The sequence below is a fragment of the Rossellomorea sp. NPDC077527 genome (assembly GCF_044542955.1).
GTDB classification, from domain to species: domain Bacteria; phylum Bacillota; class Bacilli; order Bacillales; family Bacillaceae_B; genus Rossellomorea; species Rossellomorea aquimaris_E.
The window spans coordinates 119,850-135,722 of sequence record NZ_JBITVL010000004.1; the positions used below are offsets into that span (position 1 = coordinate 119,850).

Genomic DNA, 15,873 nt, shown 5'->3' on the forward strand with positions numbered 1-15,873 from the left:
TGAATTCCGGATATTATTCCGTCTCCAATTCATGAGGATGCCAAAGCTTTTTGTTAGAATATTCTTTACTTAATCATCATAAAATCTTACACTGTGGATGTGGGAAGAAAATCTTTCCAACTATCTGAAAGGAGGCGATGGCGATGATGATGATCGTCAATGCAATGAAAAAAATGAATGATTATGAGGTTCTTTCACTTAAAACGTAGCCTAGGAGGACACTATGAAGACAACACTTGAACAAGTAAAAATCGTGGAATACCATGAAGGGTTAGCCAAAGGGATCAGCAAAATGTGGAATGAAAGCCGGGAGAACTGGGGTGGGGATTCTACTGTCACAACAGAACAGGATGTAAAGAATAAAGAAGCCAACTCCACGAATCTACACTTGTTTATTGCGCTGGTCGGGGAGGAAGTGGCAGGGTACTGCGGACTATCCGAATATCGTGAGGATAAAGGAGCTTTATATATCCCTTTATTAAATGTTCATCCCAAGTTCCAAGGTTTGAAAATCGGCAAAAAGCTGGTACTCAAGGCGATTGAGAAGACGGTTGAATTAAAATGGCCGAGACTGGATTTGTTTACATGGCCGGGCAATACTAAAGCCGTTCCTCTGTATAAAAAATGTGGATTTTTCTGGGAGGACCGAGATGACACAGTTCACCTGATGAACTTCATCCCCTTGGTACTTCAGATCGATTTCCTAAAGCCGTTCTTCCAAAAACATGATTGGTATAGTACCAGCCAACGTGTAATAGAAATTAAACCTGATGGGATTAAAGATAAAGATCATACGTATTATGAATACAAGTGGGAAGCAGGTGAGGAGTTCGTTCGCATTCAATTTGAACGAACTGGACGAGGTATTCGTTTAATCGAAACACAGGATTTATTTATTGAGATGAACGTGCCTGAATTTAAGCTCATCGAAAATACAGACCACTATATAAAGTATTATGTGGAGAATCGGACTGAAAAACCTATGGAAATTACCTTGATAGGAGAATCGTCACCAATTGCAAACCATGAATTTGAGGAAACGATTTTGGTGGAAAGCAATTGGACAGGCAATTTCCCGTCAAGAGTCTCTATGCCGGACAGTGACCCTGGACCGTGGAAAACACATCCTACTATAAATACGGAATTAAAAATAAATAATAGATCAATCCCATTAAAAATCGGTGTATTTCCCAAGCAAGCAGGCAAAATCAACTTGAGAACAGTGAAGAAAAATTGGAGACCACTTTGTAATGGGACACTATATCTTGACCTTGAAAGCCAGGTGAAGGAAAACACAACCTGGACTGTCAGACTCCCTTCAAACACAGTGTTGCACTGGGGAAAATCCGAAGTGGTGGTAAACATCGAGGGCAATGGAAGAATGTCAGTCCCTATTCCAGTCCAGCTCATAAAGAATGGTTTTTTGACAGAAGAAATCGTGGTGACATGCAAATGCGAAGACGGAAGTAGTTCGAGTTTCTCCTCTATCCTCCGAATGGCATTTCCGGGATATGGTGCGAAGTTCGGTGCTGAAACGGATGGACATTGGTTTGGATATAATGGACCACATTATGTAGAAATTGAAAAAAGAAATCATATCGTAAAAATCGGCTCTACCGCTTACACTCGGGATCCTATAACATTCCTCACTCCGAAATTCGGTAAACCGTATAGTGAGGAATTTTCAAAGAGAGAAGCTTCATCCATCGAATATATTGATTTACCTGAGGCATTGGTCATAAAAACGACCCTTGAATCGGAGGCATTCGAATTCATTATGCTCAACACGTATTTCAAGATTTTCGGAGATGGATTGGTGGAAGTCAAGCATGAGGTAGTGAATAAAGGGCAGAAAGATAAGAAAAAGCTTTCTTTGATACAGCCTGTATTTACAAGCTTAGAAGGGTTGCATATCCCTCAGAATAACGGCGTTATGATAGCTAATGAATCTCTAGTGCCTTTTGTGGACTACATCAATGACAACGCCATTTCAGAGCGTTGGATCTTTTTCGGAAAGCCAAATGGCGATACACTTGGATTAGCATGGACAGAAGAGGCCACTGCAAGAAAAGATGATTGGCGAATGGCTCTGGAATATGAAGTGGATTTGATTCGATCTTATGAGGAGTTATGTTTAGGCCCGATTCAAATTGGGATCAATACGTCTAATCACTGGTCGAAATGGCGTGAACTAGTATCGGTTGCTGATGAGTGCGAATTGGAGGAACTTCCTCTTTATACCTTCGAGAAAGAAAAGGGAGATGTTGTTTCTACTGTAAATGAAAAGGTAAATTATTCATTTCAATCCAGAATGACTCCTTATTTACACGGAAGATTAGCGGTTCACGAAGAGGACAATACAATCGTGAAAGATGTGCAAAAAGATGAGGGGCATACAAATTTGTTTGTACAGCTTGAACATCGTTCTGCAGGTGTGAAGTGGATATCCAGTGAATTCACATCTAAGAGTCAAAAAGCAAAGCTAGACTCACTGCAATTTGTTCAAGGGAAAAGGGACGTTGAGATTGAGCTGCAAGGGGACATTTGGTCTGTTGATAATGGGGGCATTTCGTTTCATGCCTCTTCGGCGTATTATCCTGGAATTTATTCAATGCAGCATAACGGAATTGAAGCCCTTGATCATCAATACCCTGAACCAGGTCCTCGGGCATGGTGGAATCCATGGGGAGGAGGAATTTCCTATTCCTTCGAGAACATAAGTGCCTATTCCATGTTGAAGGAAAAGACCAGAATTGAACCTGTGACCAAAGTCGATCAATACGGTCATACCTGGAGCGGAATCTGTATAACAACAGAGTTTAAGAAGCACGAAAAGATGAAGGGAGTCACTCTTCGTCAATATGCTTTAACGCTCCCGGAAGTACCAGTTCTTTCCGTCTATGCAGAAATTCATCAGAATTCCGGCCGAACGTTTGATCGTGATCCACTGAATCTGGATGCTTGCTTCAAGCTAGGCAAGACGTTGCAATCCAGCTACGTATCTCTTGAAACGGATGGGATTTTCCATAAATACTATGCTGGATGGGAGGAATTCGTTTTAAGGGATTCTCCATATGCCATGTTGGGCTCTGACGACTATGAGGACATCATCACCGTCGTCCATCCAACTAATAGAAAGTCATCAGATGCATACGTAAACCAGGATGTGCTCCTGGTATCATCCACAAGCAAGTGGTCTGCTGCAACCGGAGAAACCACTAAAATCGAACCCACTACTCTTTTCTACGGAAAAGGAAGAGGGAGCCATAGCCTTAAAGCAATACAAAACATCCGATTCAACTAACATGCACGCGAACCTGTTGTTCCCAGATAGGTTCGCGTGTTTCGTTTCAGTGTGAGGGACGGACCTCTCACATGTGAGGTTTATCCAATTAGAACCTTGATTAATTAAGGGTAGTGGGGTAATACGAGATCTATGTTGAGGTCCGTCCCTCAACATAGATCCTTGGAGGTGACAAGGTTTTGAATCAAAGTGAGCTCAGTAAGGTAAATAAGCTGGGATGGAATGATGGGGCATATAAAGCATGGGTGAAGCGTTATGGTTTGCCCCAGGATTATGCTCTGACACTGATGGAGAATCCAACTCACAAAGTATCGGACTATTTAACATATATGGGAGAAGTAAGGGGAAAGAAAATCGCTAATTTACTTGGATCTAAGGGAAATAAAGCAGTATCCTTTGCCTTATTGGGTGCAGAGGTGACAGTGGTTGATATTTCAGAGGAAAATAGAAAATATGCAGTAGAATTGGCTGAAGGGGCTGGAGTCAAGATTCATTATATCGTCTCGGATTTATTAGAGATACCAGCAAAGATTGTGTTATTGGATTTTGATTTTGTTGTCTTGGAACTTGGGGTACTTCACTATTTCGTAGATTTGGTTCCCGTGTTTGAAGTGGTTAAACAGTTGCTTAAACCGGGAGGGACGTTTATTCTAAGGGATTATCATCCGGTGTTGACTAAACTATTAAAAATTGAAGATAACCGAATGGTAGCAGGAGGAAATTATTTTGAAACTGATGAAACCGAAGTGGATGTCGCATTCTGGAAGCTATTACATACAGATTCACAGCATTCATCACCAAAGAATATGATTCGTAGGTGGACACTGGGTGATATCATCACGTCCCTTGCTAAAGTGAAGTTAGAGATCGTCGAATTAGAAGAAGAAAGTGGAATAAGGTGGGCATTCCCACCGGACGCACCAGAGGGTATTGAGGATAAAGTACCTGGATTATACACAATCATCACGAAAAAAGGATAGTGGGTAGAGGGACGGACCTTGGGTTGGTTAAAAATAATTATTGAAACACCACTTTTGGAGGTCCGTCCCTCAAAGTTACTTCTGCTATGGATTACTTCTTTGGATTTTCCTTTTCTTCTTCTTCCATTAATCCACTAACTGCTTTTTTGAATTCCCTCAGGGAGGTACCTGCGGCTTTTCCGAGTTCCGGAAGTTTGCTTGGTCCGAAGAATAATAGAGCAACAAACAGTATGATCGCTATTTCACCGATTCCCAGATTCATTTATGGATTCCTCACTTTTCATCATCATTTCCTATTTAAAAGACATTAGTTAAATAATGAATGTAAGGTTTTGAGATAATTGGAGTGGGACCTGATCACTTCAAGAAAACCCAACGAATCAGGAAAAACGTCAAAGTAAAATAGACTTGCACCATATGTCTTTATGTCAAAGTGTCGGTCAGTTATTGTTTTGATTTTTTTAAGGGGAATATCATCTTGTTTAAGGACAAGGGAAGGGACCGAATCAAGTATCATGGATGCATCTGTTAATAATAGATAGTTAGAAATGGTCTCTACTTCATTATAGATTGAAACATTACTTTGATATGTTTGCTGTTGAACCTGATTCGTTACAAACATCATTCCTATTACCAACATGAACACGAATCTCGCCATATACCCTCACCACCAAGATCATATTAAATTTTATTATAGCTATAATTCAGCATGTGTCTAGATAAAGTTATGAGGGACGGACCTTGAAATGAAGGCTCGAACAGGGGAAGGGTTCCTTATTAAAGGTCCGTCCCTCACCATCAAGTTTAATTGCTGATATGAAGGGTATAGGAGTTTGTGTATGTATATATTTGGAAAGGAGGTAGGGATTGGTGATGGAAGGGAAGGTTGTTGATTTTTATGAATCGAAGAAGAGGTTGAGTTTGATTGCAGTGGGGTGTGTTTTATTTGTTCTGTTGTGCTTGTATTTATCATTTGTTTTCTTCTTTGTTGATGTTCAATATCTGATAGGGACAGTAGTTGCATTGGGAGGATTATTTTTTCTCGTTTGCTTGATTCAGATCTTTAAGAAGCTCTCACATGACGTGCCACATGTCAGTATGACAGGGGATTACCTTATTATATATGTGATTCAGGAACATCCGGTACAAATCCGCTGGGAAGATATAGAAAGCTATCTACCTTATGAGATTTACCGAAATGCATTTATTGGTCTGATCCTGAAAGATGAAGATAAATACCGCGACAAAATGCCGGATAAGCTAAAACGAATGTCTAGAATGAATGTGAAAATGGGCTATCCGCAATACAATATTGTTATTAGCAATCTTAAAAAGCCTCAACAAATGTTGGAAGAATTATCAACTCGAATCCCTAATAGTAAAATTTGTGCTGAAGGAAAGGCTGTCGCTACGAGGAATTCATGATAATAAGAAAAGGTGAGCCATCATCGCCCACCTTTCAATAATTGTATTAGTAAACCTTATCTCCATTGAAGATCGAATTCTTCACGACAACATAATCTACCGTGCGGATGGATTCTAGTTTCGTACCACCGGCATAGGAAATAGAGGATTGAAGATCTTGTTCCATTTCAATCAGAGTATGCTCTAAGGACCCTTTATGCTCGACATACATTTTCTTGCCTTCAACATTTTTCTTTTCACCTTTTTGGAATTCCGAGGCTGACCCAAAGTATTCTTTAAAGAGTTTTCCGTCTTTCTCAATCGTTTCACCCGGAGACTCTTCATGGCCTGCAAACAGGGATCCAATCATGACCATAGTGGCTCCGAAGCGGATGGATTTTGCAACATCTCCATGAGTCCGGATACCCCCGTCAGCTATGATCGGTTTTGTAGCTGCTTTGGCACACCATCGCAGTGCAGCCAGTTGCCAACCTCCAGTACCAAAGCCTGTTTTGATCTTGGTAATACACACTTTACCAGGTCCGATTCCCACCTTTGTAGCATCGGATCCGGCATGTTCTAATTCTCTTACAGCCTCAGGTGTACCAACGTTCCCGGCAATCACAAAGCTTTGAGGAACGTGTTTCTTAATATGTTGAATCATATTGATGACGGCATTGGAATGTCCGTGAGCAATATCAATCGTGATGAATTCCGGTACAAGGCTTTCTTCCGCTAATTGCTGAACGAAAGCATATTCTTCTTCTTTTACACCTACAGATATTGAAGAAATCAATCCGCGGGACTTCATATCTTTAATAAATGACACACGCTTCTCTGGTTCAAATCGATGCATGATATAGAAATAATTATTTTCAGCTAAGTAAACAGCAATTTTTTCGTCAATAATCGTTTGCATATTGGCTGGCACTACTGGAAGCTTAAACGTATGCCCTCCTAGTGTTACACTCGTATCACATTCTGAACGGCTGTTAACCACACATTTCGCAGGAATCAATTGAATATCTTCGTAATCAAAAACATTTTCCATCATAACACCCCTAAACACGAATAATAAATCTTGTTTCTTTTAAAAATGTTCGTCCATAAGGTAATTTACATCATTTTCTTATCAATGTCAAAGATTTTTATCTTTTAAGAACTGAATACAGAATTCCTTTCCCGTCAGATGATTAAGCGCTACCAAATGAATACAGCAGCTACAAGACTATGTTACAGTGATAGAAAGAAGACCAGTGAAAATACGGATATTTTGAAAGGTGGTTTATTCATGTACTGGGTCATCGCTTTATTTGATGAGAAAACGGAAGAAGGGATTAAAGGCATTTGGAAGGAACTTACAATAAAGAACATTTCATATTATGAAGAAGAAATCAACGATGCCCGACCGCACATAACGATAGGGAGTTATACCGATTTGGACAAAGAAGCTTACATAAACGCTTTAGACAAATATTATGAACATAAGAATAGTATCGGGGTAACATTCAATACAGTCGGTTCTTTTTTAAATTTCGGCACGCTTTTTCTCTCACCTACTGTTACCAGGGAACTACTTGACTTTCATTCAACTCACCATGATCATTTCCAGTCTTTTAATGAGGCTGCAAATCCACTTTATCTTCCTGACAGCTGGATTCCCCACTGCACATTGGCCAATAAGCTTTCTCCACAGAAATTAGCTGAGGGATTTGAGCATTGCTTAGAGAGGGGAGATATGATTAAGGGGGAGATAACGGATATTGCCCTGATAGAATTAGTGGACGACACCACGGATTGTGTGGAAGCACCCATTATTTTTACTAAAACGCTAAAAAATTAATATATTCTGATTCCTAGCCAAAAACACCCAGTGAGCTTTAACATGCTTCTGGGTGTTTTGGGTAAGAAATACTCGATTCAGCCACACCTATAGTTGATTAATATATGCAAGGCAGTGGCAACGATAAATTTGTTCCTTATTCAATTGTTTTCTTCCTCAAACGCTTCTCCCGTCATCACGCTCATAAACCGTTTAAAGAACAACTCATAGTTAAACGAAAAGGCTATCCGATGCTTTTTGGCTTTTTCTTCAAATTGAATATAAGGTCTTATATCTGCGATACTTTGTCCCCTGTGGATACCGGTACTGGACGTAACAATATGGACAGGAAGGTGTCGAAACGAAAACATATCTTCATACGTAGTTGCCATGATCGTGATCGCATCATGGACGGGGCTCCCTTTGATGAACGGATTCAGCTTCTTATAAAAGGAATAATAATAATCCAATAAAGGCTTAACCAAATTACTGAGCCCCTTATGGTCAATGTATTCAACCATTTCAGGAGTGACGATTGCATGATCAGTCACATTCAACGGGATGATGGTAAGGTTATTTGCATACGTTGTCACTATTTTCACTGCGATAGGATCGGAGTGGAAATTCGCTTCCGACACCGCTGTAACATTTCCTGGAACCCAGAAAGCACCACCCATGATGTAAATCTTCTTCACTTTATTCATTAAGGTTTGGTATAAAATAAACATATTAGCAAGAGATGTAAGCCTTCCTACATTGACTATGACAAGTTCATCACCGTACTTTTCAATTATTCGAGTAATCTCAAAGAAATTCTCAATAACACCTTCATAAGCTCCAGGGGTTATAGGGCCAAGACCGTATTCCCCATGAATTTCGGGAAAGAATGTTGGGTGTTCTGCAGTCATAGGAACCTCTGCTCCACCAATAATCGGGATTTGATTTTTTAGGTTCAATGATTTCATTAAGTAATGTACGCTTGCAACAGCCCTGGCTCTCGGTACATTTCCATAATCGGCTACAATACCAACCAAATCAATGTCTTCATTGAGATAAGAATATATGAGAGCGATCGTATCATCAATTCCAATATCAGCAAATAACAATACCTTTACCAAAACCCTCACCGCCATATTTTTTACTAGTATATGGAAAACCATATTCTCTTTATGATTAAAGTTTTTGAGAAAAGTAGTTGAAGTTTACGTCAACGTTAATGATAAAATAAAAATATCAAAATTTTCACACAAAGGTTTGATCCAATGATCTTTACAATCTCTCAATTAGCGAAAGATTTCAACGTCACAACGCGTACAATCCGGTATTATGAAGAGCTTCATTTACTGCATCCGTTAAGAAGTGAATCAGGCAGACGCATGTATTCAAAAGGAGACGTCACCAGGTTGAAATTGATTATCAGAGGAAAACGTTTCGGGTTTACTTTAGAGGAGATCAGAGAAATGATTCACCTATTTGATCAAGACCGAAGCGGGAGAAAACAACTAGAACGGACAATTGAGTACGGAAATATGCGGATAGAGGAAGTGACCCGGTTCATTCAAGAACTGGAAAACCTGAAATCCGAAATGGAAGAACTTAGAGATGAATTCATTAAAAAATTAAATGAGTCAGGAGAGATCTAATGAGAAAAATCGAGAATTTTTATCTTGAAGACCCTCATCTGAAAGAAATAATGGAACAGTATCTGGATGGTGATTTTTTTACCTGGGCCGATCACGAATTGACACTCTTCGGGGAGTTATGTGCGGGGGAAATCGATGAACGGGCAGTCCATACGGATCGGGAAGGACAGCCAAGGCTCATTAAGTACAACCGGTACGGAGAAGAAATTTCAGAAATTTGGGTGAATGAAGGGTATAGAAAAACCGTAGAACAAACCTATAATAAAGGAATTGTCGGCTATATTCATAAAGCAATCCCTGAGCTCGGCCGCAAAGGAAATTATGTGTATTCCTATGCCCAGGGATATCTTCTATCTCAAACGGAACCGGGTTTTTATTGCCCTGTCACACTTTCCATGGCAACAGCGCTCCTTCTTGAGAGATATGCTTCCGAGGAGGTGAAGGAAAGGTTTCTCCCGCATGTTTTATCAACGGGAGAAATTGAATTATATGAAGGGGCTACCTTCTTAACTGAGAGGCAGGGAGGATCAGATGTCGGCGCCAATGATACTAAGGCTGTTCATAATGGTGGATCTTATCAGCTTTGGGGAGAGAAATACTTCGCCTCCAATTCAGGTATGTGCGGAGTGACTATGGTGCTCGCCCGCATTGAAGGGTCAGGAAGAGGAACAAAAGGACTCAGCTTATTCGCTGTTCCATGGAGAAATGAGGATGGTTCACTTAATGGGATTCACATCAGAAGGTTGAAGGATAAGTTGGGTGTCCGGGCAGTCCCTTCGGCGGAAGTTGAGTTCAAAGGTGCTGAAGCTTATTTGGTCGGTGCACCGGATAAAGGCATTTATTATATGATGGAAGCCCTTAATCTTTCCCGTATCTGTAATGCTGTCGCCTCTATCGGTATCATGAGGAGAGCTTATCTTGAGGCAAGGAATTATGCCTTTCATCGCGAAGCATTCGGGCAGCCATTAGCTCACTTTCCGATGATCAAAGAATCCCTGACCCGCCTGGCTGCTAAACAGGAAGTGGAGACAAGTGCTGTGTTTCATCTGGTTCAATTATTTGATCGTGTGTCATCTGAACACATTCCCACTTCGGAAAAAGATGCTGTACTAAATCGATTACTCATAGCCATTTTGAAAAAAGAATCGGCAGAACAAGCCATACACTTTTCTCACGAAGCCATCGAAATGCACGGAGGGAATGGTTACATCGAGGATTTCATCCTTCCTCGGCTACTAAGGGATGCTCAGGTGTTAACGGTGTGGGAAGGGACAGCGAATATTTTAGGACTGGAAGTATTAAGATTGATGAATAAACATCAGGCTCATGAGTACTTCTTAGACCAAATGAAAGAAGAGCTGGACGTCTTGCCGATTGAACTCAGTGAGTTCACTGCCCCAGTGAGGGAAGGCATTGTCAAACTGGAGCAACTATTAACACGATTAATCAAAGCTGATGAGGATAAACAAACATATCATGCAAAAAGAATCGCAGACCTTATGGCCAAAATTTTCGAAAGTGTGATTGCTCTTAAAGATGCTCATACACTGGGAGGAGAAAGAAAACATAAGATCGCAGAAGTTTTCATCGAACAAACGTGGAAACAAACGGAATGGCTCGATGAAGAGATGAAATCCGTTCGGTATTTTGACGAGATTGTCGGAATGAATGTACGAATATAAAAAAGAAGTCCCTGGAGCATGGTTGCTTATCCAGGGACTTCTTTTATTTTTCACAACAACAAGGACAATCGCATTCCTTTTTGGTTTTACATGAGCAACGTTTGCATGAGCATTCTTTGATTACCAAGAAAGGCACCTCCACACTGTATTAGGTTACTAATCATCATAACCAATGTGGGGGGTTCCATACGCTATACGTGATAATCAATGGAGATGCTAGAAAGCAAGATGTCCAATTGATTATTCAATTAAGCGAAGTATATCAACTCCCCTGAAGGGGGCTTTATTATCTAACTGCAATTCGATTTCCATCTGGTTGTGACAATGCTCCATCATTATGATGAATATAAGCAATAAAGGAATCAAGAGTTAATGGGCCACTCACAACATGCGTTCCTTTTTTAAATGCCGAAAAGCCGTCTCCACCTGTTGCAAGATAGTTCGTAATGGCAACCGAGTAGGTTTCGTCAGGATTAATCGGCGTTCCATCCTGATCAGTCACTGATACGATTTTTTCTCCAGGGGGAGCATCCTTTATCCAAGTGAAATGTAACCCTGAGGGCTGCAAGATCGTTTTGAAATTTCCAGTCCATTGCTGCTCCAGTACGTCTTTAATTTGTGAACCTGTTAGGTTCATCTTGACCAAATGGGTACCAAATGGAAGCATGGTATATAACTGGCCCCACCTCAATTCTCCTTCAGGTATGTCTGCACGGATACCCCCTGGGTTCATAAATCCAAAATCAGCATTCATCGCCTGACGATGAGAATCTGCAATGATACTGCCCAATGTTCTTTCTCCACCTTTATGTTTATGCTTTGTAAAAGCTTCTTCAGAATAACCGACCACTTGATTCAAAAGAGCGCTTTGTTCTTTTCCGTAATTCCTCACCATGTTCTGTATTTCTTTATCCGGCTCAATTCCATCATGGAAGGTTTGGACAATGGTTGCTTTCTTTTCAACAATATCTTTTGTTTCCGGATCAATTTTTAAATCAACATCTGAAAAGGCTGTACCATAAGAGTATGATTCTACGATCAGCTTTCCATCTACGATTGTGTTGGCATATTGGTGGTTGTGGCCACCGAAGATGACGTCGACTTCATCATCAATCAATGGAGCATAATCCACTAATTCGTTAGAAGGCAGGGTCCCGTCCTTTTCCGAAGAAGCTGATACATGGGCGAGAACAACAATCGATTGTACACCTTTTCCTTTTAATTCTTTGACTGTTTCATTAATTGATTCCACTTCATCCTTAAATTCAATACTTTCTATTCCTTCAGGTAAGACGATGTCCTTCGTTTCGGTGGTGACTATGCCTATGAAGCCAATGGGAATACCATTGACTTTCTTAATGACATAAGGGGGAAGTATCGGTTTCCCTGATTTTTTATCAATCACATTTGCTACGGTATAAGGAAATGCTGCTCCACTAAACTCTCCAGTTTTCTTGTGGTTTCCACCATTAAGCAAGCGTTGCATCTCCTTTACCCCTTCGTCAAATTCATGGTTTCCGACTGTTCCAACGTCGAATCCAATTTTATTCATGAACTCTACGGTAGGTTCGTCCTGTTTAAGTGCAGAAATGGGAGCACTGCCACCAACCATATCTCCTGCGTGAACGAGTAATGTTGAGTCATTTTCTTCTTTCATTTTCTTTACATAGGCAGCCAAATATTCCGCTCCGCCGACCTTTTTACCTTCTACAGTCCGATATGTCTCGAGCTGACCATGAAAATCATTCATACCTAAAAGCTGTACAGGAATCATTTGTTCGCCGTCACTGGAAGAAAATGATGATCCGATGAAGTAAACTGCCACAAGTAATACCATTAATGTCCATTTCTGATAAGACATTGAATCCCCCCTGAGCTTTTATCCATTTCAAGGTAGCACAGTAATTTTAATGGTTATTTGAGGGGGAGTAAGGATTTTGTAAAGTTCATATTATTCAGGGGTAACACGATAAGAATTCCCAATTGATGGTATACAATTACAAATAATACAAAATAATATCCATTTGTTTACAATGTGAAAATAATAAGGTAATATATGTAATTGTAGGAACGAAAGAAATGGGGAGGAATTGTAGATGAAAAAATTGATGTTACCATTTGTTTTACTATCTATGAGTCTATTTATCGCAGCGTGCAGTAGCGATGAGAGTGGTACAGAAGAAAAAGAAACAAGCACTGAAACAACAGAGGAAAGTGCAAAGTCGGACGAGATGGGTATGAAATCTGCTCTATTAGACTATCAAATGGAAATCATCGACACGGTGAATGCTAACGATTCAGCTATTTATGCATTTGAGACAGCGAAGGCAAAGGAAGAAGATAAGCCTTCTGCCGAAGAAATTGCCAAGCTTAAAACGGATGCTGAAGCAGCAGCTAAAAAGGTAGCGGAAGACGTCCATGCTCTTGAAGTACCTGCTGAATTAGATTCAAAGAAAGATGAGATCCAGGGAGCCCTGGATGACCTGGCAACTTCATATGAAACGAGAGCTGCCAATCTTTCTGACGAAGCAAACGCAGAATACACTGAATCCGATGAACAATTTGCATCATTTGAAGAGAAAATGGCTGCCGTTTACGAAGAAGCAGGATTAAGCAAACCAAGTTTTTCAGCTGACATTGTAGATTAATTGGATGATAATAAAATCAAAAAACAGATTATAAATGATATAGAATTTAGATGATTGACTTTCAAGCCTAGAGGGCCGCAAATGCGGTCTTTTTTTTATGCATTCACAAAAGTTTGCTCTATGAAACTTTGTTATCCTCTTCATATTAAGATTGCTTAACTAAAGAAGGTTGCTATAGACCCACATGGTATGGGGTTGCTATGATATTCACGTACATAAATGGTATGGGGGATATGATCATGAATCAAGAAAAGTATGATCAGTTAAAATTGGGAGAACGTGGTGCGGTGATCAGCATCGTCGCTTATATACTATTATCGTTGGTGAAGTACCTTATTGGATTATCTTCCCATTCAGAGGCATTGCGTGCTGATGGGCTGAATAATGCGACAGATATTGTTGCTTCCGTAGCGGTTCTGATCGGACTGAGGTATTCACGTAAGCCTGCAGATGATGATCATCCGTATGGTCATTGGAAAGCTGAAAGCGTTGCTTCTTTGGTTGCGTCCTTTATCATGATGGTCGTTGGTATTCAGGTGCTGTATCATGCCATACAATCGATCTTTGATGGGAAAACTCAGTCACCCGACCTTCTTTCAGCATGGATCGGAATTGTTGCCGCTTTTGTCATGTATCTTGTATACAGGTATAACAAAAAATTAGCTGAAAAAATCAATAGTCAATCACTCATGGCGGCAGCTAAGGATAACCTTTCAGATGCCTGGGTGAGCATAGGTACTGTGATTGGAATTATGGGTGCACAATTCTACCTTCCGTGGTTAGACCCCCTTACAGCAGTTCTTGTCGGCCTTTTAATCTGTAAAACCGCATGGAATATTTTCATTGAAGCCTCTCATTACCTGACGGACGGATTCGACGAACAGCTCATTCACTCTTACGAAAAAACGGTTCTGGATCTGCCCGGTGTCAAAGGGGTCAAAGATATACGCGCAAGAAAATATGGAAATAACACGGTTGTCGATGTCGTCATTTTGGTTAGATCTACTCTTGATATTAAACAAGCACACGATATATCCAGTGAGGTAGAGGATGAATTGATGGAGAAGCACTCGGTGTATGATGTGCATGTTCATGTGGAGCCGAATTAATATCATCAGAAATCGAAAACTGATGTGAAATCAACAGCATTCATCTTTCTGTTTATAATATTTCTCACATAATAGGATCCGTTATGGGTCTTTTTATTTTTAAAATGATCTATGAGATGGGATGAAATAAACAGAATTTTTAAGGATTTGAATGATTTAAATGGATGATAATGGTAAAATAGAAAGAAGGAAAAGAGGAGGGAATGGGTTGATATTACATACAACAATTAAAGGCGATGGCCCCCCAGTGGTTTTCTTACATACTGGCTTACAGACAGGTTTGACAGATTTCCAGCATCAAAGTGATTATTTTCAGAAAAATTATTCTGTCATCCTTCCTGATTTAAGGGGACATGGACAATCTTTATCAGAAGATTTTTCTAACTTTTTCGAAGATTGCGCGGCTGATTTATTTGAAACATTGTCACAGCTAAGATTTAAACAAGTTCATATTATCGGTTGTTCATTAGGAGCCCTAGTGGGGGTAATATTCGCCAATCGATATCCAGACCATATTTTATCCCTGACCATTTCAGGTATCCTGACCGAAAAACCTGAAAACTGGATAGATTCACACCAAGAGGAAGTAAAGAATCAAGCTATCCTCCTTGAAAACAAAGAGGCAACAGCTTACTTTGACGATATCCATTCATCGGAATGGAGAAAATTTATCGATCTCGCACGAAACGAGGATTGGTATCCTTTCAATGAAACTAGTAAAATACAACAATTTACCTTTCCAACCTTATTCTTGGTTGGGGAAAGTAATTCCTCAGAGACGGATGGTGCCGTTTCAGTAGCCAGACAGAATAACAATGTACACTGTGCCGTCATTCCCTTTGCGGGACATCTGGTTCATATTGAACAAAGTGAGATTTATACGGTAATGTTGGATCAATTTTTAACCCAGGTGAATGATTGTAAAGAAGATTTACTGACATCCTGAATAGTTCACTTTATTTTTTTTAGAAGCACAGCAAAATGAATCATATTGAAACTTTCTATCCATCTTTTCGTATAAATAAGAAAGGAGTGATGTACATGACAGGAATCTTATTCATATTATTTGTCCCGGTTTTTATTACCGTTGTCGCTCTTAATCTTAAAAGCTCTTCAAAACGTGACGGTAGAAATGACTATGGGGGCTATGTTGGTTCCTATGATGGGGGCCACGATCATGCAAGCTGCGATAATGGATTTTCCGGTAGTGACTGTGGGGGTGGAGGGGGCGAATAGGACACTTCCCCTGAACCTTTCCGAATGATCACATAGGAGGTGAAC

At 40.2% G+C, this 15,873-nt stretch carries 15 protein-coding genes; 10 read left to right on the forward strand and 5 right to left on the reverse strand.

Annotated features, from left to right (window positions below; translation table 11 throughout):
• The first annotated feature begins 223 nt into the window (after positions 1–223).
• Together ACIGG7_RS14960 and ACIGG7_RS14965 are read left to right on the forward strand one after the other, a co-directional pair.
• Entirely contained in the window at positions 224–3,304 is a 3,081-nt protein-coding gene (locus ACIGG7_RS14960) for a GNAT family N-acetyltransferase (protein ID WP_397550151.1), read from the forward strand.
• A 179-nt stretch (positions 3,305–3,483) separates the two neighbouring features.
• Positions 3,484–4,284, forward strand: coding sequence for a class I SAM-dependent methyltransferase (locus tag ACIGG7_RS14965; protein WP_397550152.1), 801 nt, complete (start codon positions 3,484–3,486; stop codon positions 4,282–4,284).
• 91 nt (positions 4,285–4,375) lie between these two features.
• Here the strand turns inward: ACIGG7_RS14965 and ACIGG7_RS14970 are convergent, their stop codons facing one another.
• Together ACIGG7_RS14970 and ACIGG7_RS14975 are read right to left on the reverse strand one after the other, a co-directional pair.
• On the reverse strand, positions 4,376–4,546 hold the full coding sequence (locus ACIGG7_RS14970) for a twin-arginine translocase TatA/TatE family subunit (protein ID WP_397550153.1): 171 nt from the start codon (positions 4,544–4,546) through the stop codon (positions 4,376–4,378).
• A gap of 45 nt (positions 4,547–4,591) precedes the next feature.
• Positions 4,592–4,942, reverse strand: coding sequence for a hypothetical protein (locus tag ACIGG7_RS14975; RefSeq protein WP_397550154.1), 351 nt, complete (start codon positions 4,940–4,942; stop codon positions 4,592–4,594).
• A 215-nt stretch (positions 4,943–5,157) separates the two neighbouring features.
• Between ACIGG7_RS14975 and ACIGG7_RS14980 the strand changes: the two genes are divergently transcribed.
• Positions 5,158–5,709 (forward strand): STM3941 family protein, encoded by a 552-nt coding sequence (locus ACIGG7_RS14980; protein ID WP_318246414.1) that lies wholly within the window; start codon positions 5,158–5,160, stop codon positions 5,707–5,709.
• Positions 5,710–5,755: 46 nt separating this feature from the next.
• On the opposite strand, the gene guaC is transcribed toward ACIGG7_RS14980, so the two are convergent.
• Positions 5,756–6,739 (reverse strand): GMP reductase, encoded by a 984-nt coding sequence (gene guaC, locus ACIGG7_RS14985; protein WP_397550358.1) that lies wholly within the window; start codon positions 6,737–6,739, stop codon positions 5,756–5,758.
• 240 nt (positions 6,740–6,979) lie between these two features.
• Between guaC and ACIGG7_RS14990 the strand changes: the two genes are divergently transcribed.
• Entirely contained in the window at positions 6,980–7,531 is a 552-nt protein-coding gene (locus ACIGG7_RS14990; RefSeq protein ID WP_224940808.1) for a 2'-5' RNA ligase family protein, read from the forward strand.
• Between the two features lie 140 nt (positions 7,532–7,671).
• Here ACIGG7_RS14990 and ACIGG7_RS14995 read toward each other — a convergent pair whose 3' ends face one another.
• Positions 7,672–8,643 (reverse strand): nucleoside hydrolase, encoded by a 972-nt coding sequence (locus ACIGG7_RS14995; RefSeq protein WP_224941337.1) that lies wholly within the window; start codon positions 8,641–8,643, stop codon positions 7,672–7,674.
• A gap of 129 nt (positions 8,644–8,772) precedes the next feature.
• On the opposite strand from ACIGG7_RS14995, the gene ACIGG7_RS15000 reads away from it, so the two are divergent.
• Both ACIGG7_RS15000 and ACIGG7_RS15005 read left to right on the forward strand, forming a co-directional pair.
• Positions 8,773–9,153 (forward strand): MerR family transcriptional regulator, encoded by a 381-nt coding sequence (locus ACIGG7_RS15000; protein ID WP_397550155.1) that lies wholly within the window; start codon positions 8,773–8,775, stop codon positions 9,151–9,153.
• A complete protein-coding gene (locus tag ACIGG7_RS15005; protein ID WP_397550156.1) occupies positions 9,153–10,835 on the forward strand; it encodes an acyl-CoA dehydrogenase family protein in 1,683 nt (560 codons plus the stop codon). The genes ACIGG7_RS15000 and ACIGG7_RS15005 overlap by 1 nt, the downstream gene beginning before the upstream one ends.
• Positions 10,836–11,121: 286 nt before the next feature.
• Here ACIGG7_RS15005 and ACIGG7_RS15010 read toward each other — a convergent pair whose 3' ends face one another.
• Entirely contained in the window at positions 11,122–12,696 is a 1,575-nt protein-coding gene (locus ACIGG7_RS15010) for a bifunctional metallophosphatase/5'-nucleotidase (protein WP_397550157.1), read from the reverse strand.
• Between the two features lie 235 nt (positions 12,697–12,931).
• Here ACIGG7_RS15010 and ACIGG7_RS15015 point away from each other — a divergent pair, with 235 nt between their 5' ends.
• The 4 genes from ACIGG7_RS15015 to ACIGG7_RS15030 all read left to right on the forward strand — a co-directional run bounded on the left by ACIGG7_RS15015 (position 12,932) and on the right by ACIGG7_RS15030 (position 15,828).
• A complete protein-coding gene (locus tag ACIGG7_RS15015) occupies positions 12,932–13,483 on the forward strand; it encodes a hypothetical protein (RefSeq protein WP_397550158.1) in 552 nt (183 codons plus the stop codon).
• A gap of 239 nt (positions 13,484–13,722) precedes the next feature.
• Positions 13,723–14,592 carry a cation diffusion facilitator family transporter gene (locus ACIGG7_RS15020; protein WP_397550159.1) on the forward strand — a complete coding sequence of 290 codons (870 nt, stop codon included), beginning with the start codon at positions 13,723–13,725 and terminating at the stop codon, positions 14,590–14,592.
• A gap of 208 nt (positions 14,593–14,800) precedes the next feature.
• Positions 14,801–15,538 (forward strand): alpha/beta fold hydrolase, encoded by a 738-nt coding sequence (locus ACIGG7_RS15025; RefSeq protein ID WP_397550160.1) that lies wholly within the window; start codon positions 14,801–14,803, stop codon positions 15,536–15,538.
• 95 nt (positions 15,539–15,633) lie between these two features.
• Complete coding sequence (locus ACIGG7_RS15030; protein ID WP_397550161.1) at positions 15,634–15,828, forward strand: hypothetical protein; 195 nt, start codon at positions 15,634–15,636, stop codon at positions 15,826–15,828.
• Positions 15,829–15,873: the final 45 nt, after the last annotated feature.

Excerpts from the sequence above, each read along its gene's own strand:
- ACIGG7_RS15015 (WP_397550158.1), top strand. The coding sequence starts at position 12,932 with ATGAAAAAATTGATGTTACCATTTGTTTTACTATCTATGAGTCTATTT.
- ACIGG7_RS15010 (WP_397550157.1), bottom strand. The coding sequence starts at position 12,696 with ATGTCTTATCAGAAATGGACATTAATGGTATTACTTGTGGCAGTTTAC.
- ACIGG7_RS14980 (WP_318246414.1), top strand. The coding sequence starts at position 5,158 with ATGGAAGGGAAGGTTGTTGATTTTTATGAATCGAAGAAGAGGTTGAGT.
- ACIGG7_RS15005 (WP_397550156.1), top strand. The coding sequence starts at position 9,153 with ATGAGAAAAATCGAGAATTTTTATCTTGAAGACCCTCATCTGAAAGAA.
- ACIGG7_RS14975 (WP_397550154.1), bottom strand. The coding sequence starts at position 4,942 with ATGGCGAGATTCGTGTTCATGTTGGTAATAGGAATGATGTTTGTAACG.
- ACIGG7_RS14960 (WP_397550151.1), top strand. The coding sequence starts at position 224 with ATGAAGACAACACTTGAACAAGTAAAAATCGTGGAATACCATGAAGGG.
- ACIGG7_RS15020 (WP_397550159.1), top strand. The coding sequence starts at position 13,723 with ATGAATCAAGAAAAGTATGATCAGTTAAAATTGGGAGAACGTGGTGCG.
- guaC (WP_397550358.1), bottom strand. The coding sequence starts at position 6,739 with ATGGAAAATGTTTTTGATTACGAAGATATTCAATTGATTCCTGCGAAA.
- ACIGG7_RS14990 (WP_224940808.1), top strand. The coding sequence starts at position 6,980 with ATGTACTGGGTCATCGCTTTATTTGATGAGAAAACGGAAGAAGGGATT.
- ACIGG7_RS14970 (WP_397550153.1), bottom strand. The coding sequence starts at position 4,546 with ATGAATCTGGGAATCGGTGAAATAGCGATCATACTGTTTGTTGCTCTA.
- ACIGG7_RS14995 (WP_224941337.1), bottom strand. The coding sequence starts at position 8,643 with ATGGCGGTGAGGGTTTTGGTAAAGGTATTGTTATTTGCTGATATTGGA.
- ACIGG7_RS15030 (WP_397550161.1), top strand. The coding sequence starts at position 15,634 with ATGACAGGAATCTTATTCATATTATTTGTCCCGGTTTTTATTACCGTT.
- ACIGG7_RS15000 (WP_397550155.1), top strand. The coding sequence starts at position 8,773 with ATGATCTTTACAATCTCTCAATTAGCGAAAGATTTCAACGTCACAACG.